The following is a 22,863-nucleotide window of genomic DNA, read 5'->3' as shown; positions in this document are numbered from 1 at the left end:
GGCGGCCGCTCAACCGTGCCAGCCAGCCGCGAGTGTCCGGGTCAAGCGTTCGGCTGGGACCGCCTGACAGCCGCTGACGTTCTGTCCGGCCCAGAGCGGTGAGAAGTCGTCGACCCCATGCGGCTCCGCCTGGGCGCGCAGGCTGGCGATCGTGTTGCCTGCCAGCGGGAACGACGGTACCGCAGCGGGGCGAGGGCCGAGTTCGCGAACCAGGCGGTTGGCGATGCCGCGGGCGGGGCGCCCGGAAAACAGCGTGGTCAACACCGTATGTTGCGCGTCCGGACGTTGCAGTGCCTGACGATGCAGCGCACTGGCGCGGCTTTCGTCGCACAGCAGATAGGCCGTGCCGACCTGTACGCCGGCGGCACCAAGCGTCTGCGCGGCGGAAACTCCACGAGCATCGGCGATTGCCCCGGCGGCGATGACCGGTATCTCCAGCGCGGCGACCAATTGCGGCAACAGGGCGAGAATGCCGACCTGCCCGTCGAGGTCAGCGTCGAGGAACATGCCGCGATGGCCGCCGGCTTCAAGGCCCTGGGCGATCACGGCGTCCACGCCCCGCGCCTGGAGCCAGCGACCTTCTTCGACTGTCGTGGCGCTGGATAGAATCCTGGCGCCGGTGGCTCGCACGCGCTGCAGCAACTGCGGAGCGGGCAAGCCGAAATGAAAGCTGACGACAGGCGGTCGGTGGCGCTCGATTACCTCGGCCATCTCCGTGTCGAAGGGCTTGCGCGTGACGCCGCCGGGGATGCTCGCCGGGTCGATCCGGTGTTCTTCCAGAAAGGGTGCGAGCAGCGCCAGCCAGGCTTGCTCGCGTTCCGGATCGGGCGCGGGCGGCTGGTGGCAGAAGAAGTTGACGTTGTAGGGCTGGTCGGTCAGTGCCGTCATGGCGCTGAGCTCGGCGTCCAGCGATTCGGCGGTGAGCATGCCCGCCGGAATCGAACCCAGGCCGCCGGCCATGGAGACCGCCGCGGCGAGCTGGTGATTCTGGGTGCCCGCCATCGGCGCCTGGATAATTGGCAGTCGAATGCCGAAGAGATCTCGAATGTCCATCGTGGGTTCCTGTCACGTGCCTCGCAAGGGTGCCACTTTAGCAGTGGCGTTCGCGAACTTCGTCCGATTCTGCCGGGGGCTGCGCCTTGCCTCTCTGAATCGGTTGGCTGCGCAGTTAGACTGTGCGCTCTTCAGGAGTGCTCGATGAATTACCGCCACGCTTTTCACGCCGGCAACCACGCCGACGTGTTCAAACACCTCGTCCTGTCCCGGCTGTTCGCCTTGCTCGCGCGCAAGGAGGCGCCGTTCGCCTACCTCGACAGCCATGCCGGTGTCGGGCTGTACGACCTCGCCGGCGACCAGGCCAGTCGCACTGGCGAATGGCTGCAAGGCATCGCCCGATTGTGGCAAGCCAGCGATGCTCCGCCGTCGACCGAGGATTATCTGAATGCGATTCGCGCGCTCAATCCGGACGGCGCGCTGCGCTATTACCCAGGCTCGCCGGAGCTGGCCCGACAGCTGAGTCGCCCGCAGGACCGCCTGCAACTCAATGAAAAACACCCCGAGGACGGTCGCCTGCTGAAGGACAACATGGCCGGAGATCGCCGCGTCGCGGTGCATCTGGGGGAGGGCTGGCACGTGCCCCGAGCCCTGATGCCAACGCCGGAAAAACGCGTGGTACTGCTGGTCGATCCACCCTTCGAACAGGCCGATGAGCTGACGCGTTGCGTGCAGGCCTTGACCGAAGCGCTGGGCCGCATGCGCCAGACGGTCGGGGTGATCTGGTACCCGATCAAGGATGAGCGCCAGCTCAAGCGGTTCTATCAGCAACTGTCGCGCAGCGGTGCGCCAAAGCTGCTGCGCGCCGAACTCTACGTCCATCCGACTGACGAAGCGCTGCGCCTGAACGGCTCGGGACTGGCGATCAGCAATCCGCCGTGGGGGCTGGAAGACGAGTTGCGCGAGCTGTTGCCATGGCTGGCGCGGCTGCTCGGCCAGAGCGAAGGCGGCTGGCGGCTGGACTGGTTGGTCGAGGAGAAACAGCCGTGAGCCGGACGCTGGAGAGCTGACGTGGTCGTGGGCGCCGCCCGCCCCGCGTTGCTTTGATCCCGCGCCTAGAACAGCTTCAACGGTTCTTCCTGCAAGGCGGACATCTGCTCGCGCAAGGTCAGGATCTGGTCGCCCCAATAGCGCTCGGTGCCGAACCAGGGAAAGCTCATCGGAAAAGCCGGATCGTCCCAGCGCCGCGCCAGCCAGGCGCTGTAATGCATCAGGCGCAGGGCGCGCAGGGCCTCGATCAGGGGAAGTTCGCGCGCGGCGAAATCATGGAATTCGTTGTAACCGTCGACCAGCTCCGACAACTGCCCGAGCCGCTCATGGCGCTCGCCGGCGAGCATCATCCAGATGTCCTGCACCGACGGCCCCATGCGGCAATCGTCGAGATCCACCAGATAAAAGGCATCGTCACGGGCGAGGATGTTGCCCGGGTGGCAGTCGCCGTGCAGGCGAATCGGCTGGAACTGCGTACGGGCGAATACATCGTCGACGCGCTTGAGCAGGTCGCGAGCGACCGACTCGTAGGCCGGCAGCAGGCTTTTCGGAATGAAATCGCCGTCGAGCAAGGTATCCAGTGAGTCATGGCCGAAGTGCTGGGCGGTCAGCGTTTCGCGGTGCTCGAACGGGCGGCTGGCGCTGACCGCATGCATGCGGCCGAGCAACTGGCCAAGGCGGTAGAGCTGGTCCAGGTTGCCCGGCTCCGGCGCGCGGCCGCCGCGCCGCGGGAACAACGCGAAGCGAAAACCGGCATGCTCGAACAGCGTCTTGCCGCCCTGCTCAATCGGTGCGACCACGGGGATTTCACGCTCGGCCAGCTCAGCCGAGAACTGGTGCTCCTCGTGAATCGCCGCATCGCTCCAGCGACCCGGTCGGTAGAACTTGGCCACCAGCGGCGTGCTGTCTTCGATGCCGACCTGATAAACCCGGTTTTCGTAGCTGTTCAGTGCCAATACCCGGGCATCACTGACGAAGCCGGCGCTCTCCACCGCATCGAGCACAAGATCGGGCGTGAGTGTGTCGAAGGGGTGGCTCATGGTCGGCTCCGTAAATGGGTCGGCCAGTGTATTGCACTGGCGCGTTTACACAACCGCGGCACTGGCCGCCTGATCGCCCGGCTTCGGCGTGCGTGCCAGGCAGTAGATATCGACCCGCTCTGCGCCCGAGCGTTTCAACAGCCGAGCCAGCGCTTGGGCGGTAGCGCCGGTGGTGAGCACGTCGTCGATGAGCGCCACATGACGACCGTCGAGCGGCGACGTCTCAGTCAAGGCAAACGCCTGGCGCAGGTTGCGGCGTCTGTTCAGCGCATCGAGCTGCTGTTGCGACGGGGTGTCCTGAACGCGTTGCAGCAGGTCGCTGCGCACTGCAATGCCCAGCGCCGCGCTCAACCAGTCGGCGAGCATCTGCGCCTGGTTGAAGCCACGCTGGCGAAGCCGTCTGCGTGCCAGGGGCACCGGCAGCAGGAGGTCCGGTCGTGGCAGGCCTTCATCGAAGCGGTGCAGTACGAAGCGCGCCAGATGCTCGGCCAGCAGACGGCCGAATGGCCAGCGCGACTGATGCTTGAAACGGGTGATCAGGCTGTCGACCGGAAAGGCGAAGCGCCAGGGCGCCGCGACATGGTCGAAGGCGGGGGGATGCTTGAGGCATTGTCCGCAGATCAGGCCGTGCGCACCCAGCGGTAGCGCGCAGATCGAGCATTGACCATCGAGCCAGGGCAGTTCGGCTTCACAGGGACCGCAGAGCGATTCGCCGATGTCGCAGCGCTCATCGCAGAGCTGGCAGGTTTGTTCGTATTTTAACCAGTTGTAAACCATGAGTCCTTTCCTGGTTGACAGCGCCTTTGGCTTGGCTAACCATTTCGCATCCGTGCCAAGAACCGATTACAAGGAATGCCCCATGAGCGCCACCGCCACGCGTCACAACTGGAGCCTCGCCGAGGTCAGGGCGCTCTTCGAACAACCGTTCAACGACCTGCTGTTCCAGGCGCAGACCGTGCATCGACAGCACTTCGATGCCAACCGGGTTCAGGTGTCCACGCTGCTGTCGATCAAGACGGGTGCCTGTCCCGAGGACTGCAAGTATTGCCCGCAGTCCGGCCACTACAATACCGGCCTGGACAAGGAAAAGCTGATGGAGGTGCAGAAAGTGCTGGAAGCGGCGGCCGAAGCCAAGGCCATCGGTTCGACCCGCTTCTGCATGGGCGCCGCCTGGAAACATCCCTCTGCGAAAGACATGCCTTACGTGCTGAAGATGGTCGAAGGCGTGAAGGCGCTGGGTCTGGAGACCTGCATGACGCTCGGCAAGCTCGATCAGGAGCAGACCCGCGCGTTGGCGGCCGCCGGCCTCGACTACTACAACCACAACCTGGATACCTCGCCGGAGTTCTACGGCAACATCATCACCACCCGTACCTACGCCGATCGCCTGGAAACGCTGAGTCACGTACGTGAATCGGGCATGAAGATCTGCTCGGGCGGCATCCTCGGCATGGGCGAGTCGCTGGACGACCGCGCCGGGCTGTTGATCCAGTTGGCCAACCTGCCTGAGCACCCGGAGTCTGTGCCGATCAACATGCTGGTGAAGGTGAAGGGCACGCCGCTGGCCGAAGAACAGGATGTCGACCCGTTCGACTTCATCCGCATGCTGGCCGTGGCGCGAATCATGATGCCGAAATCGCACGTACGCCTGTCCGCCGGCCGCGAGCAGATGAACGAGCAGATGCAGGCGCTGGCATTCCTCGCCGGGGCCAACTCGATTTTCTACGGTGAGAAGCTGCTGACCACTGCCAACCCGCAGGCCGACAAGGACATGCTGCTGTTCAAGCGCCTGGGCATCCAGCCCGAAGCGCGTGAGGAGCACGGCGACGACGTGCATCAGGCCGCCATCGAACAGGCGCTGGTCGAACAGCGTGACAGCGCGCTGTTTTACAACGCAGTCGTGTGAACACCAGGCTGGAAGCCTGACGCCGAACGCCTGAAGCGATCCGGCGCAGCTCCCAGCTCAGGCTTCCAGCTTCGAGCTTATCCATGCCCTTCGATCTGCACTCCCGCCTCGCCGAGCGCCGCTGCGCGCATCTTTACCGTCAACGCCCGTTGCTGGAAACGCCGCAGCAACCCGAGGTGATTGTCGACGGTCAGCCGCTGCTGGGCTTCTGCTCCAACGATTACCTGGGCCTTGCTGGCCATCGCGAGGTGATTCGCGCGATGCAGCAAGGCGCCGACCGTTGGGGCGTGGGCGGCGGTGCCTCGCATCTGGTGATGGGGCACAGCACACCGCACCATGAACTCGAGGAGGCCTTGGCCGAGTTCACCGGGCGCCCTCGCGCCTTGCTGTTTTCAACCGGCTACATGGCCAATCTTGCAGCGGTGACGGCCTTGGTCGGCGCAGGCGATACGGTGCTCGAAGACCGCATCAATCACGCTTCGCTTCTCGATGCCGGGCTGCTCAGCGGCGCACGTTTCTCGCGCTATCTGCACAATGATGCGGCCAGCCTGGCCAAGCGTCTTGCAAAGGCTGTCGGCAATACGCTGGTGGTGACCGATGGGGTGTTCAGCATGGACGGCGATCTGGCCGATCTGCCGGCCCTGTGCGCCACCGCGAAGGCCAGCAATGCCTGGGTCATGGTGGACGACGCGCACGGTTTCGGTCCGCTGGGCGCGAACGGCGGCGGGATTGTCGAGCATTTCGGACTGGGCATCGATGATGTGCAAGTGCTGGTCGGTACGCTGGGCAAGGCGTTCGGCACCGCTGGCGCCTTCGTCGCGGGTAGCGAGGCGCTGATCGAGACGCTGATCCAGTTCGCCCGTCCTTATATCTATACGACCAGCCAACCACCGGCTGTCGCCTGCGCAACATTGAAAAGTCTCGAGTTGCTGCGCCGTGAAACGTGGCGCCGCGACCACCTGAATCGCCTGGTGGCGCGCTTTCGCCAGGGCGCGGCCGATATCGGTCTGGCCTTGATGGACAGCCCGACGCCGATCCAGCCGATTCTGGTCGGCAGCAGCGAACGTGCACTGGAACTCTCGGCCGCCCTGCGCGAACGCGGCATTCTGGTGGGGGCGATACGCCCGCCCACCGTGCCGGTTGGCAGTGCCAGACTGCGTGTCACGTTCAGCGCGTCGCACACCGAGGCGCAGGTGGAACGACTGCTGGATATCCTGGCCGAATGCTGGAATCGATTGGCCGAGGAGCCTGAAGCCGATGCGTGAACAGCTGATTTTGTTGCCCGGATGGGCCTTCGGCCCAGCGGCCTTGCAGCCATTGTGCGCGGCATTGACCGAGTTGGCGCCTGACCTTGAGGTTGTGATCGAACCCCTGCCCGAGCTGGATGATCCGCACGCCTGGCTCGACGAGCTGGACCGGCGGCTGCCTCGCGAAAGCTGGCTGGCCGGCTGGTCGCTGGGCGGTATGCTGGCCTCGCAACTGGCCGCGCGCCGTGTCGGTAGTTGTCGCGGACTGATGACCATCGCAAGCAATCCCTGCTTCCGCGCTCGGCCACAGTGGCCGGAGGCGATGGGCGCGGAAATTTTCGATGCCTTTCACGAAGCCTTCCGGCTCGATCCCGAGGAAACCCTTAAACGCTTCCGTTTGCTGTGCAGCCGGGGAGGGTACGACCCCCGGACGCTGGCGCGGCAGCTACAGGTCAGCCAGTCCCGATCGTCGGCACCGGCCCTCGATGCCGGCCTGCGATTACTGGCGGAGCTGGATGGGCGCGAGGCGTTGCACGGCTATTTCGGTCCTCAGCTGCATCTGTTTGCGGGTAACGATGCGTTGGTGCCGCCGGCCGCCTGCGATGCGCTACGGCGCTGGATGCCGGGTATCGAAGCCAGGCTGATAGCCGGTGCGAGCCATGCCGTCGCGCTGGAGCGGGCCGATGATGTCGCGGCGGCGATGGCGAACTTCGTGAAGGGTGCTTCGGTATGAGCGATTCGGCAGCGGTGGGTGCGCCGGGCGCTCCGTCGGGGCTTCCGGATAAGCGTCGTGTGGCCGCCTCGTTTTCCCGCGCGGCGGCCAGCTACGACGCGGTCGCCGACCTTCAGCGAACCGTTGGCAACGCACTGGCCGATCGCCTGCCAGAAGACCTCCAGCCCAAGAGTTGGCTCGATCTGGGCTGCGGTACCGGTTATTTTTCCCGGGCCCTGGCGGGCCGTTTCCCCAGCGCCGAGGGCATGGCGATGGATATCGCCGAGGGCATGCTGTGGCACGCTCGACCGCAAGGAGGGGCTAGCGCCTACGTGGTGGGCGACGCCGAGTGCCTGCCGCTGCGGGACGCATCGGTCGGACTGATCTTTTCCAGCCTGGCGCTGCAATGGTGCGAAGAGTTTTCCGCGGTGCTGGATGAGGCGAACAGGGTGTTGCTTCCGGGAGGGGTATTCGCGTTCAGCAGCCTGTGCAGCGGGACCCTGCAGGAGTTGCGCGACAGCTGGCAGGCGGTGGATGGCTTCGCCCACGTCAATCGTTTCCGCAGTGAGCAAGCGTACCGAGCGCTTTGCGCAGCCAGCGGTTTGAGCGTCGTGAGCCTCGATGTGCAGCCGCAGGTGTTGCATTTCGCCGAGCTGCGCCAGCTGACCGCTGAGCTCAAGGCGCTTGGGGCGCATAACCTGAACCCGGGCCGGCCCGGCGGGCTTACCGGGCGAGCGCGAATTCGTGCGCTGATCGAGGCTTACGAGCGATTTCGCACCCCTGACGGGCTGCCGGCGACTTATCAGGTGATCTACGGCGTGCTGCGCAAGGATGATCGATGACAGCGTTTTTCGTGACGGGCACCGATACCGAGGTCGGCAAAACCACCATCGCGGCCGGACTGCTGCATGTCGCGCGCCTTGCGGGGCTCAGTACCGCGGCGGCGAAGCCGGTGGCGTCGGGCTGCGAGATGACCGTCGACGGGCTGCGTAACAGCGATGCGCTGGCGTTGCACGGCGAGTGCACCCTGCCGATGCGTTACGAAGAGGTCAATCCGTTCGCCTTCGAGCCGGCCATCGCGCCGCACCTGGCTGCACGGGAGGCTGGCGTCGATCTGACCGTGGCGCGGCTGGTCGATCCGGTCCGGCGGATGCTGGCGCTGCAAGCGGACTTTTCTCTGGTGGAAGGCGCCGGTGGCTGGCGCGTCCCCCTTGGAGGGCGCGAAACGCTCTCCGACCTGGCCGTGCAGCTCGGGTTGCCGGTGATTCTGGTGGTCGGGGTGCGCCTCGGTTGCATCAATCATGCGTTGCTCAGCGCCGAAGCCATCGAGCGCGACGGGCTGCAATTGGCGGGCTGGGTCGCCAATATCGTCGATCCCTCTACGTCGCGGCTGGAAGAAAATCTTGCCACGCTGGCCGAACGCCTGGCGGCGCCTTGCCTTGGTCGTGTTCCGCGCCTGTCGGCAGCAAGCCCCCGCGATGTGTCGCCTTATCTGGATCTAGGGGCGCTCATTCCCGCTTGATAGCGTTGTCGGTCCGCTTATCACCATCCGGAACTGGCGGCTGCGCTTCGGCTCTGCTTCAATGATGGCTAACTGATCGCAGGAAACGCGCAACATGCAGATCACTAGCAACCTCCTCTCTGCCGGAGTGGGCGTTTATCAGGCCGGACAGCAACGTGTCGATAACGCCGGCGCTGCGCTCGCCGCGGGCGCTCTGCCGGTTGCCGAAAATTCCCAGACAGTCGCCGATACGGTCGAGCTGACCGAGCAACTGATCCAGATGAAGATTGGCGAGCACACCGCCAAGGCGGGCGCGCGGTTGCTGCAGACCGCCGACGAAGTGCTCGGCACGCTGATCAACACCAAAGCCTGATACCCGCCGGCCATCCCGGCCGGCGATCGCTGCCTCGCAGCGTTCTTGTCCTGTCTGCTCATTCACGAGGGTGCCGACGAACGGCGTCCGGGTCCCTGCTTGACATCGCGCAGGCCTAAACGTATGTTTCAAACGCCTGTTTGACCTGCCTCCATGGCGGTCACAACCGAATCCAGGAGTGGCCGGTCGGTCACCTGAACCAAAGAACCCACCGCTGAGGTTTACGCTATGCCTGACTACAAGGCCCCCTTGCGCGATATTCGCTTTGTACGTGACGAATTGCTCGGCTACGAAGCGCACTATCAGAGCCTTCCGGGTTGTGAAGACGCCACCCCGGACATGGTCAATGCCATCCTCGACGAAGGCGCCAAGTTCTGCGAGCAGGTCATCGCCCCGCTGAACCGCGTCGGTGATATCGAAGGCTGCACCTGGAGCGAATCCGGGGTGAAGACACCGACTGGCTTCAAGGAGGCCTATCAGCAGTACGTCGAAGGGGGTTGGCCGAGCCTGGCGCATGACGTCGAGCACGGCGGTCAGGGGCTGCCCGAGTCGCTGGGCATGGCGATCAGCGAAATGATCGGCGAAGCCAACTGGTCCTGGGGTATGTACCCCGGCCTGTCGCACGGCGCCATGAACACCTTGCACGCCCATGGCACGGCCGAGCAGCAGCAGACCTACCTGACCAAGCTGGTTTCCGGCGAGTGGACCGGCACCATGTGCCTGACCGAGCCGCATTGCGGCACCGACCTGGGCATGCTGCGCACCAAGGCCGAGCCACAGGCCGATGGCAGCTACAAGGTATCGGGCACCAAGATTTTCATCTCCGCCGGCGAACACGACATGGCCGACAACATCGTCCATATCGTTCTGGCCCGCCTGCCTGATGCGCCGCAAGGCACCAAAGGCATCTCGCTGTTCATCGTGCCGAAGTTCCTGCCGAACGCCGAAGGCGGTGTGGGTGAGCGCAACGGGGTGTCTTGCGGCTCGCTGGAGCACAAGATGGGCATCCACGGCAACGCCACCTGCGTGATGAACTTCGACGGCGCCACCGGCTTCTTGATCGGCCCGCCCAACAAGGGCCTGAACTGCATGTTCACCTTCATGAACACGGCGCGTCTGGGGACCGCCCTGCAGGGGTTGGCCCACGCGGAGATCGGCTTCCAGGGTGGCATCAAGTATGCGCGTGAGCGACTGCAGATGCGTTCGCTGACCGGCCCGAAAGCGCCAGAAAAGGCGGCTGATCCGATCATCGTGCATCCGGACGTACGCCGCATGCTGCTGACCATGAAGGCCTTCGCCGAAGGCAATCGCGCGATGCTCTACTTTGCAGCCAAGCAGGTGGACATCACCCAGCGCAGCCAGGACGAGGAGCAGCGCAAGGCCGCCGATGCGATGCTGGCTTTCCTGACGCCCATCGCCAAGGCGTTCATGACCGAAGTCGGTTTCGAATCCGCCAACCACGGTGTGCAGATCTACGGTGGCCATGGCTTCATCGCTGAATGGGGCATGGAGCAGAACGTGCGCGACAGCCGCATTTCCTGCCTGTACGAAGGGACCACCGGAATCCAGGCACTCGACCTGCTGGGCCGCAAGGTCCTGATGACCCAGGGCGAAGCGCTAAAGGGCTTCACCAAGGTGGTACACAAGTTCTGCCAGGCCAACGAAGGCAACGAGGCAGTCAAGCAGTTCGTCGAGCCGCTGGCCAAACTGAACAAGGAGTGGGGCGATCTGACCATGAAGGTTGGCATGGCCGCGATGAAGAACCGCGAAGAAGTCGGTGCCGCTTCGGTGGATTACCTGATGTACTGCGGTTACGCCTGCCTGGCCTACTTCTGGGCCGATATGGCGCGTCTGGCCTGCGAGAAGATCGCGGCTGGCGAGGATACCGACGGGTTCTACACCGCCAAGGTGCAGACCGCGCGCTTCTACTTCCAACGTATCCTGCCGCGCACCCGCACACACGTCGAAGCCATGCTGTCCGGTGCCGACAACCTGATGGACATGGACGAAGCTCATTTCGAGCTGGCGTACTGAAGTCCAGGGTGAAACAGAACCGCTGCTCCGGCAGCGGTTTTTTTTTGATCGACTTGACGCACCCCGGACGTCCATTCGGATGATTGCCGGGTCGACTAATGGCACAATGCCTGGCCACCACGACCACCCGTCGGAGCCGTCGTGCCTCGTCTGAATGCTGCACGCTACTTCAGCCATCTGTATGCACCGCTGGCATTGCTGCTCGGCTCGCTGATCGCTGCGCGGCAGACCCACCTCAATGAGTTCTTCACGTCGCTGTTCAACGTGCTGCCGACCGTTTTACTGCTGTTAGGGGGCGCGTTCTGCATCGCTTACGGTCGAGTCCGCGAGGCCTGCCTGCTGCTGGTGGTCTATATCGTCTATTTTCTCCTGGACACCCAGGCGGACCATTACCGTATCCACGGCGTGCTGTTGCCCGAGGCGGCACTGACCTTTCACCTGTGCAGCCTGCTGTTACCGGCGCTCTTTGGGCTGTACGGACTGTGGCAGGAGCGGACCCATCTGCTGCAAGACGGGTTGGCGCGCCTTGCCGTGCTGTTTGCCGTGTCGATGTCTGCACTGGCGCTGGCGCGGCGATTCCCGGATGCGACCCTCGGCTGGCTGACCGAGGTCCGCTGGCCCACATTGCAAACCGACTGGCTGCAATTGATCCAGCTGGCCTATCCGGCTTTTCTGCTGGCGCTGACGGGCTTGCTGGTGCAGTACCTTCGGCGCCCCAGGCCGGTCCATGCGGCTCAGTTCGTCGCGCTTATCGGGCTGCTGTTGATGTTGCCGAAGGTCTTCAGCCAGCCCGGCGCGCTGAACGTCATGACCAGCCTGCTGATGTTGATGCTGGTGGTGGCGATCACCCAGGAGGCCTACCAGATGGCCTTTCGCGACGAGTTGACAGGGCTTCCCGGGCGGCGAGCGCTCAATGAGCGCCTGCAGCGACTGGGGCGGCAATACGTCATCGCCATGGCTGACGTGGATCGCTTCAAGGCATTCAACGATACCCACGGCCATGACGTTGGCGATCAGGTGCTGCGGTTGGTGGCGAGCCGGCTTCGCAAGGTGGGCGGCGGTGGGCGTGCCTATCGTTATGGCGGTGAAGAGTTTGCACTGGTATTCCCCGGACGCGATCTTCAGCAGTGCCTGCCCCATCTGGAAGCCGTCCGGCTGGCGGTCGAAGAGTACCCCTTGCAGCTGCGTGACAAGGCCAGCCGACCGAAGGCCGCCGAGCAGGGACGGCTTCGTCGCGGTGGCGGTGCCGCTGGTGCCGTTTCAGTGACCATCAGCATCGGCGTCGCTGAACGCCTGGCGACGCAGCGCAGCCCGGACGAAGTCATCAAGGCGGCGGATCAGGCACTCTACAGCGCCAAGGGCGCGGGCCGTAACTGCGTTCGGGCTCATGGGGAGAACCGCCGCGGTGCGGTGCGCACCGCAAAGCAGGCAGCCGCCGACGCCTGAGTGGTTATGACGGCGCATTCATCGCTCGCAATGTGATTGTTGGATGGCCCGATCTGCCGGTAGCGTGCGGCCGATAACAATACCGCGCCGTCTCTGGAGAACGATATGCCCGCCTACAAGGCCCCCTTGCGCGACATGCGCTTCCTGATCGATGAAGTGTTCGACTTCCATGGCAGCTATGCCGCGAATGGGGCGGACGAAGCCACCCCGGACATGGTCAGCGCCATCCTCGAGGAAGGTGCCCGGTTCTGCGAGCAGGTTCTTGCGCCGCTCAACCGCAGTGGAGACGAAGAAGGCTGTCATTTCGACAATGGCGTGGTGACGACCCCGAACGGGTTCAAGGAAGCCTTCGCGCGCTACGCCGAAGGCGGCTGGATGGGGCTGGCCTCGGACCCGACCTACGGCGGCCAGGGCCTGCCGCATTCGCTGGGGCTTGTCATCGGCGAGATGGTCGGTTCGGCCAATACGTCCTTTGGCATGTATCCGGGGCTCACCCACGGCGCGATGGCCGCGATTGCCGCCCACGGCACCGATGAACAGAAGCAGACTTACCTGAGTCGCATGACCGAAGGCCGCTGGACCGGCACCATGTGCCTGACCGAGTCGCATTGCGGTACCGACCTTGGCCTGATCAAAACCCGCGCCGTGCCGCAGGATGATGGCAGCTACGCGATCAGCGGAACCAAGATATTCATCTCCGCCGGTGAGCACGACATGAGTGAAAACATCGTGCATCTGGTGCTGGCCAAGTTGCCCGATGCGCCCGCCGGCACAAAGGGGATTTCGCTGTTCATCGTGCCGAAGTTCTTGCCGAAGGAGGGCCAGCCAGGCGCACCCAGCGAGGCGGGCGAGCGCAACGCGGTGTTCTGCGGTTCCATCGAGCACAAGATGGGGATCAAGGCGTCCGCCACCTGTGTGATCAACTTCGACGGCGCCACCGGCTATCTCATCGGCGAGCCCAACAAGGGCCTGAACTGCATGTTCACCATGATGAATCATGCTCGGCTTGGCACCGGCATGCAGGGGCTGTGCAATGGCGAGGCGAGCTTCCAGGGCGCGGTCCAGTACGCCAACGAGCGGTTGCAGATGCGCTCGCTGAGCGGAGCGAAATTCCCTGACAAGCCCGCCGACCCGATCATCGTTCACCCGGACGTGCGGCGCATGCTTCTCACCATGAAAGCCTTCAACGAAGGCAACCGCGCGCTGGCCTATTTCACCGCGCAACTGCTCGACCAGACCCACAGCCCGGATGAAAGCGAACGGCAGGACGCCGAAGCCCTCTTGGCCTTCCTCACGCCTGTCTGCAAGGCGTTCATGACCGATACAGGGCTCGAGGTGACCAACCTGGGCATGCAGGTCTTCGGCGGCCACGGCTATATCCGCGAATGGGGCATGGAGCAGTTGGTGCGTGACTGTCGCATCGCGCCGATCTACGAAGGCACCAACGGTATCCAGGCGCTCGACCTGCTCGGTCGCAAGGTGCTGGGTAGCCAGGGCAAGCTGATGCTTGGCTTTACCAAGCGAGTGCACCGGTTCTGCGAAGCCAACGTACAGCACCCGCAGTTGCAGGGACTTGTGGTGCAGCTGGCGGGCATCAACCGTGACCTGGGTGAACTGACCCAGCGAGTCGGCATGGCGGCGATGAAGAATCCGGACGAAGTCGGGGCGGCGTCGGTCGATTACCTGATGTACTGCGGCTATCTCATTCTCGGCTACTTCTGGCTGCGCATGGCCGTGGTGGCCCACAGCAAGCTGGAGGCCGCCGATGGCGATACGGCGTTCTACCAAGCGAAGCTGACCACCGCTGAGTTTTATTTCGCGCGGCTGCTGCCGCGCACGGCGGCGCACAGGTCGGCCATCGAAGCCGGAAGCGCAAGCCTGATGAAGCTACCCGCCGACCAGTTCATCTTCTAAGTCGCATTGCGCCCTACGAAGCCCGCCCCGTGCGGGCTTTTTTTGGCAGGTCCCGTGGGGCGCCGGCGACACCGCACGGGTTGTCCCGGCATCCCGAGCCTTGGCGATGAAGTGGCTTTACGAGAACCCTACAGTCACTTCAAGACGCTTCGGGCGCCGATTGGTCTTCAGTTAGACTCGCAAAACTGCTCCGGCCAACCGGCCAGGCGACACGTTTTCTGCGAGGTCCTTTTCCATGGCTGACTACAAAGCGCCGCTGCGCGATATGCGATTCGTCCTGAATGAAGTCTTCGATGCCCCGAAGCTGTGGCAGACGCTGCCAGCGCTGGCAGAAGTCGTGGATGCAGAAACCGCCGAAGCGATTCTCGAGGAGGCGGGCAAGATCACCGCCAACACCATCGCCCCGCTCAACCGTAGCGGTGACGAAGAAGGATGTCACTGGACTGACGGCGCGGTCACCACGCCGGCCGGTTATCCGCAAGCCTATCGCCTGTATGCCGAAGGCGGCTGGGTGGGTGTCGGTGGTGACCCGGCCTACGGCGGCATGGGCATGCCCAAGGCGATTTCGGCGCAGGTCGAAGAAATGATGAACTCGGCCAGTCTGGCGTTCGGCCTCTACCCGATGCTGACTTCAGGCGCCTGCCTGTCGATCTACGCTCATGCCAGCGAAGCCTTGAAACAGAAGTATCTGCCAAACATGTACGCCGGGATCTGGTCCGGCTCCATGTGCCTGACCGAGCCGCACGCCGGCACCGACCTGGGCATCATCCGCACCAAGGCCGAGCCGCAGGCGGACGGCTCCTACAAGGTCAGCGGCACGAAGATATTCATCACGGGCGGCGAGCACGACCTGACCGAGAACATCATCCATCTGGTCCTGGCCAAGCTACCCGATGCGCCGGCCGGCTCGCGTGGCATTTCCCTGTTCCTGGTACCCAAGGTGATGGTCAACGAGGATGGCAGCCTGGGTGAGCGCAACAGCCTGAGCTGCGGCTCCATCGAGCACAAGATGGGCATCCAGGCCTCGGCCACCTGCGTCATGAATTTCGATGGCGCCACTGGCTGGATGGTGGGCGAGCCGAACAAGGGCCTGGCCGCGATGTTCACCATGATGAACTATGAGCGCCTGGGCGTTGGCATCCAGGGCTTGTCGACCGGCGAGCGCTCCTACCAGAGCGCCATCGAGTATGCGCGCGAGCGCGTCCAGAGCCGTGCGCCGACCGGTCCGGTGGCTCAGGACAAGGCCGCCGACCCGATTATCGTGCACCCGGATGTGCGGCGGATGCTGTTGACCATGAAGGCACTGAACGAAGGCGGTCGTGCGTTCTCCAGCTACGTCGCATTGCAGTTGGACATTGCCAAGTTCAGCGACGATGCCGAGGCTCGACAGCGGGCCGAAGCGCAGGTGGCGTTGCTGACACCGGTAGCCAAGGCGTTTCTCACTGACATGGGGCTGGAGACCACGGTTCACGGCCAGCAAATCTTCGGTGGCCACGGCTTCATCCGTGAATGGGGCCAGGAGCAGTTGGTGCGCGACTGCCGCATCACCCAGATCTACGAGGGCACCAATGGTATCCAAGCGTTGGATCTGTTGGGGCGCAAGGTGGTAGGCAGCGGAGGCGAGCTTTACAAGGCGTTCGCCGACGAGATCCGCCGTTACTGCGCCGCCGCCGGCGCGGAGCTTGGCGAGTTCGTCGCGCCGTTGCAGGCCGCTCTGGATAACCTGGACGAGCTGACCGCCTTCATCCTGGACAGCGCGAAAAACAACCCCAACGAAATCGGCGCCGCCTCGGTGGAATACCTGCACGTGTTCGGCTACACCGCTTATGCCTATATGTGGGCACGGATGGCGGGCGCGGCGCTGGGCAAGGAAGGCCAGGACGATTTCTATGCAAGCAAGCTTGGCACGGCGCGTTTCTATTTTGCGCGGCTGCTGCCCCGTATCCACTCGCTGAGCGCATCGGTTCGGGCAGGCAGCGATTCACTGTACCTGCTCGATGCCGAGCAGTTCTGAGCGGCTTAACTGTAGAGGCACAATGAAATTAATTGGCCATGTCTGGGAACAATGCGCCACTACTCCAGTCATAAGCCTGCATCGTTTGTAGCCAAAGGCTTACACGCCGAGCCAGGGATGGGCTCCATGTAAGCAATTGCTTACAAATTGTAGTGCAAAATTGCTACTACAGGTTTTATCGGCCTAACGGTAGTCTTTTGCTCCATGGACGCTGCGTAGGGAAGCGCATAAACAAACACGGAAGCGTAGAGGAACGACGCCAGGAAGGCGCAGATCACGGATGTCAGGATTCAGTCTGCAAAGGCCCCGCTTCGGCGGGGTTTTCTTTTTGCTGCCAAGCACAGCCAGGCGCCGCTGACGTAGACGCCAGGGTGTCTCGCCGCCTCCTACGCATTAATACTCCTGCCATCCTCGGCCGGCATGCACACGCCGGTACCGCCCAGCCCGCAATAACCGCCCGGGTTCTTCGCCAGATATTGCTGATGATAGGCCTCGGCGTAGTAGAACGGCGGGGCGGTGGCGATTTCCGTGGTGATACCGCCCAGCCCGTGCCTGTCGAGTTCCGCCTGGAAGCGCAGTTCGCTGGCGCGCGCCTGCTCCAGTTGCGTGTGGTCGAGGCAGTAGATCGCCGAGCGGTACTGAGTGCCGATGTCGTTGCCCTGACGCATGCCCTGGGTGGGGTTGTGCGCCTCCCAGAAAAGCCTGAGGAGTTCCCGATAGGCGATTTGCTGGGGGTCGAATACCACCAGCACGGCTTCCGTGTGCCCGGTCAGGCCCGAGCAGACCTCCTCATAGGTGGGGTTGGGCGTATGGCCTCCTGCGTAGCCCACCGCCGTGGTCCAGACTCCGGGCTGCTCCCAGAACCGGCGCTCAGCCCCCCAAAAGCAGCCCATGGCGAAAATGGCCTGTTGCAGGTGAGCCGGAAACGGGGGCTGCAACGGGTTGCCGTTGACGAAGTGGGCCGCGGGCACCGGAACTGCTGCGGCGCGTCCGGGCAGTGCTTGTTCCGCGTCGGGGAGAGCCTGTTTGTGAACAAGAATTTGCGAGCGCAGCGTCATGATGATCCTCGTGCCTGGAGTCGTGGGGCTACTGGCAGTCTAGGCTATCAAGCAGCCAATCCCAACGCGCGGTACGTGCGGGCCATGCTGACGAAAGGTTCAGAGCCAGTGGGGGTATCGGCGAAGCGAGCTGAGCAGTTGCTTGCCGGGGATGGGCTCGTCGAACAGATAGCCCTGACCGATATCGCAGCGCTGGTGGCGCAGGAAGGCCAGCTGCTCGGTGGTCTCGATGCCTTCGGCGACCACCTTCAAGTGAAGGTTACGCGCCATGGCGATCACCGCGGAGGTGATCTCGATGTCGTCCTGATTGCCTGGGATGTCCTTGATGAAGCTTCGATCGATCTTGATCACATCGATGGGGAATTTTTTCAGGTAGCTCAGCGACGAATAGCCGGTACCAAAATCATCCATGGCCAGCGTGACGCCCAGCGCCTTCAGGCCGATCAGCTGCTGACGGGTTTCTTCGGTCGCTTCGAGCAACAAACTTTCGGTCAGCTCCAGCTCAAGGCATCCTGCACTCAATCCCTCTTCGGAAAGGATGGTAGCGATCGAGCTGACCAGGTCCGGGTCTGAAAACTGCTTGGGCGACAGGTTGATCGCGATCTGCGGCGTGCCGATATCCAGCGCAGCGAGCTGCAAGCCCATTCGACAGGCCTCGCGCGCCACCCATTTGCCAATCGGGATGATCAAACCGGTCTCTTCGGCCACGCTGATGAACTGATCCGGCCGGATCATGCCTTTTTCCGGATGGTTCCAGCGCAGCAGCGCTTCCAGCCCCTGCAGCCGGCCGCTGCGCAGGCAGAGCTTGGGCTGGTAGAAGACCTCCAGCTCGTTCTGCACCAGGGCCCGGCGCAGGTTGCTTTCCACGAACAGCTTGTAGTTGGCTTCGGCGTGCAGGGCTTCGGTGAACACCTGTACCTGATTTTTCCCGTTGGCCTTGGCTTTGTGCAGGGCCTGGCCGGCGTGCTTCATGAGCGTCTCGGGGTCGTGCCCGTGCAAGGGGGCGCAGGCCAGGCCCAGAGAGGCGCTGACACTGATCAGCTGTTTGTCGACGAACAGGGGCTTGTCCAGGATGCGCAACACCTGATGGGCAAGCTGCTGGCCTTCTTCCAGATTCATGCCGTCGAGCAGCAGGGCAAACTCGTTGCTGGCGAAGCGCGCCAGCACACTGTCCCGGTTCAGGCTGTTGCGCAAACGCCGAGCCAGGCTGGTCAGCAACTTGTCGCCGGTCTGGTGCCCCAGGCTGTCGTTGACGCGTTTGAAGTTGTCGATGTCCACCAGCAGCAGGCACAGCTGCGGCACCTTGTCGATGGCGAATCGCTCCTCGATGCTGCGGATGAAGAAGGGACGGTTGCCCAGGCTGGTCAGATTATCGGTATAGGCCAGGCGCTCGATGTGTTGCTGCGCCAGTTTGCTCTGGGTGATGTCTTCATAGATGCCGATGTAGTGCGTCAGCTCGCCGTTTTCGCCGTATACCTTGGAAATCGACAGTTGGCCCCAGTAGGGCTCCAGGTTCTTGCGCCGGCTGCGAAACTCTCCCTGCCAGCTGTTGCTCTTCGCCAAGCTGGAGGTGGTGTCGAAGAGCAGCTCGCTGAGGTTTTCCAGCGTAGTCAGCTCTGTGAGCCGGCGCCCGCGTACCTCTTCGGGTGAATATTGGGTAATGGCGGTAAAGCTCGGATTGACGTAATCGACGACGCCATTCTTGTCGACCAGAATGAACGCACTGGCGCTCTGTTCCACCGCCCGCTGAAACAGGTGAAGGGTATGCGTGGCGCTGAGCCGTTGCTGGTTAGCCAGCACTTGCGCGTACTGGTCGGCCAATTCACCTGCGAAGGCTACCTCGTCGGCATGCCAGTTGCGGATGCTGCCCGAGTGCTCCAGGCAGAGCACGCCGATGACGTCGCCGCCCACCCGAATCGTCGCGTCCAGGATAGAGCTGATACCCCGCGGCTTGAAAAAACCGTCGATCAGCTCCTGGGTGCGGGAATCGTCCAGGACGTTGGGCACGTCGATGGCTCGGCCACCGTGCAATGCTTCGATATAGCGCGGGCAGGCGGATATATCCAAGGGTGCCGGGTATTCGTGGCTGTCATTGTCACGCCGGTAGGCGGCGATGGCCTCGAGCTGATCGCCGTTCAGGTGCCAGATTGCCGCGCGCGCGATGCCGTAGGCTTCGCAGGCGGCCTGGGTGATCAGTTGCGCCGCTTCGAGCTGGGGATTGGCCGAGCTGTAGCGATGCCGGGCCAGGCGCACGATCAGGCTCTGTTGCGCACGGGAGCGGATCAGGTGCTCGAGATGCACGTCGGCGGCCTGCGGGGCGTTGTCTACGGGATGTTCAGGTACTGAAGCCGGCCGTTCCGACTGCGCGGCGTCAGTCGAATGCGGCTCGACGATCAGGTAGCCGCGCAGCAGTTCGCGGCCATATTGATGGCACGATTCGCCGATCTCCAGCAGATTCAGCACACCATGGGATGAATGCAGGCAATAGCGGACCGAATAGTGGCCCTGGGCGGCCAGTTGTGCCTGAACGACGTCGTGGGTCCGCAACCGCGCGGCCGGTTCCATCAGGCTGGCGTAGGGCGAATCGATCAGCGAGCACAACTCATGTGCCGGCACGCCGAAATGGCGATCGCAGGCAGGGTCCAGATAGAGCAATGCCCAACTGGACTCGTTCAAACGCTCGAAACGCAGCATCCCGAGCCTCGAAGGCACTGGCAACTGCGTCACAACCTCGGTCGCCAAACGGCTGGCGGCATCGGTATGTATTTTCATCGAGCGGTTTGCTTCCAGTATGCTGCGGGGAGTCGTCTCGCTAGCCGCAGATTACGGCGTTTTGATCGGCGATACGATGGCTAAATAATATTAAGTTACGGCAAGGGTGCATCATGCGACAGGGACTGACAAGCCTGCTTTCGAAGTTACTGTTGATCTCGCTTTTCCTGGGGGCCAGCGTACCGCTGCAGGCCGCTGAAACCGGGACATTGGGCTCTGATGAACCGGCTCGATATCTGGCGCAGTTGAAGGACCTTTATTTGACCTCCGACGAGCGCAAAGCCCTGCTGGACCATAGTAATGGCTTGTTGGAAACCCATGGGTTGAAGGCGGCCTACCAGGTAGGCCAGGCGAACCCGCAGGATCTGAAATACCGTCTGAGCCTTGGTGCGCCCGGCGAGCTGCGCATCCGCGAGGAGCGGCGTGACGCCGCCGGCAACATCGCCGTGCGGAACCGCAGTTTCTCGGTCTTCGGTATGGACCCCTATCTGCAGTACCAGTGCCCGCCAGAAGGCATTGTCTGTACATTCACCAGTCCCGATGGGGGCGAGCCCTGGTTGACCATACTGCGCGATGGCGACGGGGCTGAAGCCTTGGCAAAGGCCTTGTCGTTCCTGATTCGCAATCTACAGAAAGGATAGGCCGTTCACGCGGCCGGCCGAACCCAAAAAGCCCCAGGCTTCGAAGGCTTGAGGCTTGAGGCTTGAGGCTTGAGGCTTGAGGCTTGAGGCTTGAGGCGTACGTGAACAGCCCCGCCGGATGGCAGGGCTGTTCACCTCAGGCGATCACAGCAGCATCGTGCGGATATCCGCCAGCAACTCCGACAGGCGCTTGGTGAAGCGCGCCGCCGCGGCGCCGTTGATGACGCGGTGGTCGTAGGACAGCGACAGCGGCAGCATCAGCCGCGGCTGGAAGGCCTTGCCATCCCACACCGGCTGCATGGCCGCCTTGGACACGCCAAGGATCGCCACTTCCGGTGCGTTGACGATCGGCGTGAAGCCGGTGCCGCCAATGTGACCGAGGCTGGAGATCGTGAAGCAGGCGCCCTGCATGGCATCCGGCGACAGCTTCTTGGTGCGGGCCTTCTCGGCCAGCTCCGCGGCTTCTCCCGCCAGCTGTAGCAGGCTTTTCTGGTCGACGTTACGAATCACCGGAACCATCAGGCCGTCCGGCGTATCGACGGCGAAGCCGACATGCACGTACTTCTTGCGGATCAGTGCCTTGCCGCTCGGCGCCAGCGAACTGTTGAAGTCCGGCAGTTCCTTGAGCAGATGCGCGCACGCCTTGAGCAGCAGCGGCAGCACGGTCAGTTTCACACCGGCTTTTTCGGCGATGGCCTTTTGCGCCACGCGGAAGGCTTCCAGCTCAGTGATGTCGGCCGACTCGAACTGCGTCACGTGAGGCACGTTGAGCCAGCTGCGATGCAGGTTGGCGGCGCCGACCTGCATCAGGCGAGTCATCGGGACTTCTTCGATTTCACCGAAACGGCTGAAGTCCACGGTTGGAATCGGCGGGATTCCCGCGCCGCCGGTTGCGCCGGCCGTCGCAGCCTGCTTGGCCTTGCCCATCATGGTCTTGACGTAGGCCTGAACGTCTTCCTTGAGGATTCGCCCCTTCGGTCCGGTGCCCTGGACATCCGCCAACTCGACGCCGAACTCGCGTGCCGTCATGCGAACGGCCGGGCCGGCGTGCACCTTGGTGCCGGCCTTGCTCGGACCGCTCACCGCTGGCGCAGGGGTCGAGGCAGCCTTGGCTTCCGGTACGCCCTGCTTGTTCGGTGCAACCGCCTGCTGTTGCGGTGCCGCTTCCTGTGCCCTGGCCTCGGCCTTCTTCGCCGGGGCCGCACCTGCCACCTTCAGGGTCAGGATCAGGTCGCCGGTCTTGGCTTCGTCGCCGATCTTGATCGATAGCGACTCCACGATGCCGGCCTTGGGGGCCGGGATTTCCATGCTGGCCTTGTCGGATTCGAGGGTGATCAGCGACTGATCCGCCTCGACCGTGTCACCTGCCTTGACCATGACCTCGATGACGTTGGCGCTGCCGCTGGAGCCGATATCCGGAATGCGCACCTCTTCGATGGCTTCACCTGCGGCTTCGGTGGGTTGTTCCGCTGCCTGCTCGGCGACCTGCTCCCTGGGCTGGGCCTGCGCCTGGCTGGCCGGTGCGCGGGCCTGCGTCGGCTGGCTTGCCGCGCCCTCGAGAACCAGGATCAGATCGCCGGTGCCGACCTCATCGCCCACCTTGACCGAAATGCTCTGCACCACGCCGGCTGCAGGAGATGGAATCTCCATGCTGGCCTTGTCGGATTCGAGTGTGATCAATGGCTGCTCGGCCGCGATGGTATCGCCGACCTGGACCGATATTTCGATAACGCTGGCTTTGCCGGAGGAACCGATGTCCGGCACCTTGATGTCCTGCGATTGACCTTGCTCGGCGGAGGCCGAAGGGTTTTCATCGCCCGGCGGGGTTGGCGCCTCGGCCTCGTCAGCCGGTCCGCCACTGCTGGCACCGGCCGGCTCGGCCGCCGCTTCGGCTGGCGCGGCATTCGCATCGCCGCCTTCGCTTTCCAGCTCCAGCAGTTCGTCGCCTTCTTTCAAGCGATCGCCAAGCTTGACCTTCAGGCTCTTGACCACACCGGCCTTGGGTGCCGGGATTTCCATGCTGGCCTTGTCGGATTCGAGCGTCAGAATGCTTTGATCGGCTTCGATGCGGTCGCCGACCTTGACGAACAACTCGATAACTTCACCCTCACCGCTGCCGATGTCGGGTACGCGTATGGTTTCACTCACAATAGGTTCTCCTG

Annotated in this window: 18 protein-coding genes; 12 read left to right on the top strand and 6 right to left on the bottom strand. The window is 63.4% G+C overall.

The genetic code is table 11. The features are described from left to right. Positions 1–9: 9 nt before the first annotated feature. On the bottom strand, positions 10–1,053 hold the full coding sequence (locus GQA94_RS01030; RefSeq protein ID WP_158186313.1) for an NAD(P)H-dependent flavin oxidoreductase: 1,044 nt from the start codon (positions 1,051–1,053) through the stop codon (positions 10–12). 144 nt (positions 1,054–1,197) lie between these two features. Between GQA94_RS01030 and GQA94_RS01025 the strand changes: the two genes are divergently transcribed. Beyond that, complete coding sequence (locus GQA94_RS01025) at positions 1,198–2,043, top strand: 23S rRNA (adenine(2030)-N(6))-methyltransferase RlmJ (protein WP_158186312.1); 846 nt, start codon at positions 1,198–1,200, stop codon at positions 2,041–2,043. A 65-nt stretch (positions 2,044–2,108) separates the two neighbouring features. On the opposite strand, the gene GQA94_RS01020 is transcribed toward GQA94_RS01025, so the two are convergent. Continuing rightward, on the bottom strand, positions 2,109–3,083 hold the full coding sequence (locus GQA94_RS01020; protein WP_158186311.1) for a serine/threonine protein kinase: 975 nt from the start codon (positions 3,081–3,083) through the stop codon (positions 2,109–2,111). 45 nt (positions 3,084–3,128) lie between these two features. Beyond that, entirely contained in the window at positions 3,129–3,860 is a 732-nt protein-coding gene (locus GQA94_RS01015) for a ComF family protein (protein WP_158186310.1), read from the bottom strand. A gap of 82 nt (positions 3,861–3,942) precedes the next feature. Here GQA94_RS01015 and bioB point away from each other — a divergent pair, with 82 nt between their 5' ends. The 10 genes from bioB to GQA94_RS00965 all read left to right on the top strand — a co-directional run bounded on the left by bioB (position 3,943) and on the right by GQA94_RS00965 (position 16,230). Next, a complete protein-coding gene (gene bioB / locus GQA94_RS01010; protein ID WP_158186309.1) occupies positions 3,943–4,989 on the top strand; it encodes a biotin synthase BioB in 1,047 nt (348 codons plus the stop codon). 83 nt (positions 4,990–5,072) lie between these two features. Beyond that, positions 5,073–6,254, top strand: a complete 1,182-nt coding sequence (gene bioF, locus GQA94_RS01005) for an 8-amino-7-oxononanoate synthase (protein WP_158186308.1) — start codon at positions 5,073–5,075, stop codon at positions 6,252–6,254. Continuing rightward, positions 6,247–6,969, top strand: a complete 723-nt coding sequence (locus tag GQA94_RS01000) for an alpha/beta fold hydrolase (RefSeq protein WP_158186307.1) — start codon at positions 6,247–6,249, stop codon at positions 6,967–6,969. The genes bioF and GQA94_RS01000 overlap by 8 nt, the downstream gene beginning before the upstream one ends. After that, entirely contained in the window at positions 6,966–7,790 is an 825-nt protein-coding gene (gene bioC, locus GQA94_RS00995) for a malonyl-ACP O-methyltransferase BioC (RefSeq protein WP_158186306.1), read from the top strand. Before GQA94_RS01000 ends, bioC begins: the two co-directional genes overlap by 4 nt. Next, positions 7,787–8,470, top strand: a complete 684-nt coding sequence (bioD, locus tag GQA94_RS00990) for a dethiobiotin synthase (protein WP_158186305.1) — start codon at positions 7,787–7,789, stop codon at positions 8,468–8,470. Before bioC ends, bioD begins: the two co-directional genes overlap by 4 nt. A 94-nt stretch (positions 8,471–8,564) precedes the next feature. Beyond that, a complete protein-coding gene (locus GQA94_RS00985) occupies positions 8,565–8,822 on the top strand; it encodes a hypothetical protein (protein WP_158186304.1) in 258 nt (85 codons plus the stop codon). Positions 8,823–9,050: 228 nt separating this feature from the next. Then, positions 9,051–10,856: a phenylacyl-CoA dehydrogenase gene (locus tag GQA94_RS00980; RefSeq protein WP_158186303.1), complete on the top strand. Its 1,806-nt coding sequence runs from the start codon at positions 9,051–9,053 to the stop codon at positions 10,854–10,856. Between the two features lie 141 nt (positions 10,857–10,997). Beyond that, complete coding sequence (locus tag GQA94_RS00975) at positions 10,998–12,302, top strand: GGDEF domain-containing protein (protein WP_158186302.1); 1,305 nt, start codon at positions 10,998–11,000, stop codon at positions 12,300–12,302. 105 nt (positions 12,303–12,407) lie between these two features. Next, entirely contained in the window at positions 12,408–14,216 is a 1,809-nt protein-coding gene (locus GQA94_RS00970; RefSeq protein ID WP_158186301.1) for an acyl-CoA dehydrogenase C-terminal domain-containing protein, read from the top strand. Between the two features lie 235 nt (positions 14,217–14,451). Then, the gene (locus GQA94_RS00965) at positions 14,452–16,230 is read left to right on the top strand and encodes an acyl-CoA dehydrogenase C-terminal domain-containing protein (protein ID WP_158186300.1); all 1,779 of its coding nucleotides are present in this window, start codon (positions 14,452–14,454) and stop codon (positions 16,228–16,230) included. Positions 16,231–16,616: 386 nt separating this feature from the next. Here the strand turns inward: GQA94_RS00965 and msrA are convergent, their stop codons facing one another. Next, a complete protein-coding gene (gene msrA, locus GQA94_RS00960; protein WP_158186299.1) occupies positions 16,617–17,288 on the bottom strand; it encodes a peptide-methionine (S)-S-oxide reductase MsrA in 672 nt (223 codons plus the stop codon). Positions 17,289–17,387: 99 nt separating this feature from the next. Further along, entirely contained in the window at positions 17,388–20,060 is a 2,673-nt protein-coding gene (locus GQA94_RS00955) for a putative bifunctional diguanylate cyclase/phosphodiesterase (protein WP_158186298.1), read from the bottom strand. Between the two features lie 113 nt (positions 20,061–20,173). On the opposite strand from GQA94_RS00955, the gene GQA94_RS00950 reads away from it, so the two are divergent. Next, positions 20,174–20,701: a hypothetical protein gene (locus GQA94_RS00950; protein ID WP_233270204.1), complete on the top strand. Its 528-nt coding sequence runs from the start codon at positions 20,174–20,176 to the stop codon at positions 20,699–20,701. Between the two features lie 144 nt (positions 20,702–20,845). Here the strand turns inward: GQA94_RS00950 and aceF are convergent, their stop codons facing one another. Then, positions 20,846–22,849, bottom strand: a complete 2,004-nt coding sequence (gene aceF, locus GQA94_RS00945; RefSeq protein WP_158186297.1) for a dihydrolipoyllysine-residue acetyltransferase — start codon at positions 22,847–22,849, stop codon at positions 20,846–20,848. Positions 22,850–22,863 lie beyond the last annotated feature (14 nt).

Origin of the sequence: Stutzerimonas stutzeri, from assembly GCF_009789555.1 — a bacterium.
Taxonomy (GTDB): domain Bacteria; phylum Pseudomonadota; class Gammaproteobacteria; order Pseudomonadales; family Pseudomonadaceae; genus Stutzerimonas; species Stutzerimonas stutzeri_R.
This window is presented reverse-complemented; position numbering and strand designations above follow the sequence as displayed.

Excerpts from the sequence above, each read along its gene's own strand:
- bioC (WP_158186306.1), top strand. The coding sequence starts at position 6,966 with ATGAGCGATTCGGCAGCGGTGGGTGCGCCGGGCGCTCCGTCGGGGCTT.
- GQA94_RS01030 (WP_158186313.1), bottom strand. The coding sequence starts at position 1,053 with ATGGACATTCGAGATCTCTTCGGCATTCGACTGCCAATTATCCAGGCG.
- GQA94_RS01025 (WP_158186312.1), top strand. The coding sequence starts at position 1,198 with ATGAATTACCGCCACGCTTTTCACGCCGGCAACCACGCCGACGTGTTC.
- GQA94_RS01015 (WP_158186310.1), bottom strand. The coding sequence starts at position 3,860 with ATGGTTTACAACTGGTTAAAATACGAACAAACCTGCCAGCTCTGCGAT.
- GQA94_RS00965 (WP_158186300.1), top strand. The coding sequence starts at position 14,452 with ATGGCTGACTACAAAGCGCCGCTGCGCGATATGCGATTCGTCCTGAAT.
- GQA94_RS00950 (WP_233270204.1), top strand. The coding sequence starts at position 20,174 with ATGCGACAGGGACTGACAAGCCTGCTTTCGAAGTTACTGTTGATCTCG.
- bioF (WP_158186308.1), top strand. The coding sequence starts at position 5,073 with ATGCCCTTCGATCTGCACTCCCGCCTCGCCGAGCGCCGCTGCGCGCAT.
- bioB (WP_158186309.1), top strand. The coding sequence starts at position 3,943 with ATGAGCGCCACCGCCACGCGTCACAACTGGAGCCTCGCCGAGGTCAGG.
- GQA94_RS00985 (WP_158186304.1), top strand. The coding sequence starts at position 8,565 with ATGCAGATCACTAGCAACCTCCTCTCTGCCGGAGTGGGCGTTTATCAG.
- msrA (WP_158186299.1), bottom strand. The coding sequence starts at position 17,288 with ATGACGCTGCGCTCGCAAATTCTTGTTCACAAACAGGCTCTCCCCGAC.
- GQA94_RS00980 (WP_158186303.1), top strand. The coding sequence starts at position 9,051 with ATGCCTGACTACAAGGCCCCCTTGCGCGATATTCGCTTTGTACGTGAC.
- GQA94_RS00970 (WP_158186301.1), top strand. The coding sequence starts at position 12,408 with ATGCCCGCCTACAAGGCCCCCTTGCGCGACATGCGCTTCCTGATCGAT.
- GQA94_RS00955 (WP_158186298.1), bottom strand. The coding sequence starts at position 20,060 with ATGAAAATACATACCGATGCCGCCAGCCGTTTGGCGACCGAGGTTGTG.
- bioD (WP_158186305.1), top strand. The coding sequence starts at position 7,787 with ATGACAGCGTTTTTCGTGACGGGCACCGATACCGAGGTCGGCAAAACC.
- GQA94_RS01020 (WP_158186311.1), bottom strand. The coding sequence starts at position 3,083 with ATGAGCCACCCCTTCGACACACTCACGCCCGATCTTGTGCTCGATGCG.
- GQA94_RS01000 (WP_158186307.1), top strand. The coding sequence starts at position 6,247 with ATGCGTGAACAGCTGATTTTGTTGCCCGGATGGGCCTTCGGCCCAGCG.